At 60.2% G+C, this 1855-nt stretch carries 2 protein-coding genes; both read left to right on the top strand.

Annotation, left to right across the window (positions count from 1 at the left end):
• Window positions 1-261 precede the first annotated feature (261 nt).
• Window positions 262-942: a hypothetical protein gene (locus tag VE23_RS25350; protein ID WP_048744504.1), complete on the top strand. Its 681-nt coding sequence runs from the start codon at window positions 262-264 to the stop codon at window positions 940-942.
• Window positions 943-1064: 122 nt separating this feature from the next.
• A partial coding sequence (locus VE23_RS25355; protein ID WP_198156244.1) for an SWIM zinc finger family protein occupies window positions 1065-1855 on the top strand: 791 nt, incomplete at its 3' end.

Raw genomic sequence — 1855 nt, forward strand, 5'->3', positions numbered from 1 at the left:
CTTCAAAATGCCACCCCTCCTTGCTCGGGTTTTTGTGGGATACAACAAGGTTAAGGGATACAGTCAACTTATCTTATGAACAACCGCCCTGCAGGGTGCGGCTGATTGCGGAAATGGGCGCATCAGCCGGAATACATTCCGGAAGAAGGAGACGGGCCGCGCTTTTTCGCCTTCCTCCGATTTTCCAAACCGCCGGCATATGCTATGATGTGGGCTGATGGACAACTTGCATTCTTAGGAAGAAACGGGGCTGCCTTATCCATGAAAATTTTCCTGCTGTTCGGCTTGTTATGGACTCTTCTCGGCAATCCCTTCCTTGCCCTGATCGTCTTGCTTGCCGTCCTGTATATTTTGGATCGCCGATTCATCGGCCTGACGCCGAGCCTGCTGAAGCCGATCCGCGCCCGCAGCCGGAGAGCCGCGCTCCGCAGGGAGATCGACGCCAATCCGAGCAACAGCGGCTCCCGCCTGGAGCTGGCCAAGCTGCTCCTGGACCGCCGCAAGTACGGAGAAGCGCGCAGGACGCTGGAGCCGCTCAAGGAAACGCTCGTCATGGAGGAGTCGGCCGAGTTCTGGGACGATTACGGCACGAGCCTGCTGCATACGGGGCAGCCGCAAGAGGGTGAAGCCTGCATCCGCAAGGCGCTGGAGCTGAACCCGAGAGTGAAGTACGGGCAGCCGCATCTGCGTCTGGCGGCATACTTTGCGGCTTCGGACAAGGAGAAGGCGCTGCGGGAGCTGGAGGCGTTCAGCCGCATCCAGTCCTCTTCCTGCGAAGGCTACTACAGGATGGGCCGGCTGCAGAGCGAGCTCGGCCGTTCGGAGCAGGCGAAGGAGGCCTGCGAGGAAGGGCTTCGCCTGTACCGGATGCTGCCGCGCTACAAAAAGCGCCAGGAAAGGCGCTGGGCGCTTCTGTGCTTCTTGCGCAAAAACGCCGGCTGAGCTGAAGCTCCAAAAAGAAAAAGAAGAGCATTGCGGCATGTGCATAAGCCGTCCTTGCTCTTTTTTTGTTCTTTTTTTGGTATAATGATAAGAATGCCGAACAGAAGCGGAGGGGGAAGGGAATGGGCACGGACAGCAGGGTGAATCCCTTCTTCATGGACATGGAGGCAATGATCTCCAAATATATGCGGCCGGATGCCATCCGTCGAGGCTGGGACTATTCCAGCAGGGGCAAGGTCGCCGCGGTTCGAATGGTCGGCTCCAAGCTGGCTGCCGTCGTCAGCGGCAGCCATGATTACATGGTGATGCTGGGAACCAGGCATGACGATTGCAGCTGCGATTGTCCGGTCAGCGGATGGTGCAAGCATATGGCGGCCGTATTCTTCAAAGGCCTGCAGGAGAACGGCGGCGATGCGGAGCGGGCGCTCGAGCGGCTTACCGGCGGCGGACCGGTGACGATCAGCCGCATCGGCTCGAATGCGGAGCCTTCGAGCTCCGGCCGTCCGTCCGGCCAGACCTCTTCTCCCGGGGAGGAAGCCAGTCCGGAGGAGTGGCTGGAATGGATGGACAGATCGTACGGAGAGACCTGGCACGGCTGCAAGCATACTCTCCATCCGCTGCAGCCGGTGCTGTCGGCGCTCAAAGGCTCGGCCCGGGACTGGCCGAAGCCGCTGCAGAAGCTTCATTGGATGGCTTCGATCCTGTTCGTCCTCGAGCAGGCGGAGCGCGCGTTGCGGCTAGCGGATGCTTTCAGCCGTTATTATCAGGAGATGAGCTTCACCCGAATGGCGGAGCCATGGGTGGATCATTTCTATGCGCTGGCCGGGGAGCTCGAGCCGTCCCTGATGAAGGGCAGGCAGCTGGAGTGGCTCGACTTCCTGACCGGGCTTCTCCGCGAGCGGGGAGCCGATAC

This window comes from Paenibacillus sp. D9, from assembly GCF_001188365.1.
Classification (GTDB): domain Bacteria; phylum Bacillota; class Bacilli; order Paenibacillales; family Paenibacillaceae; genus Paenibacillus_O; species Paenibacillus_O humicus.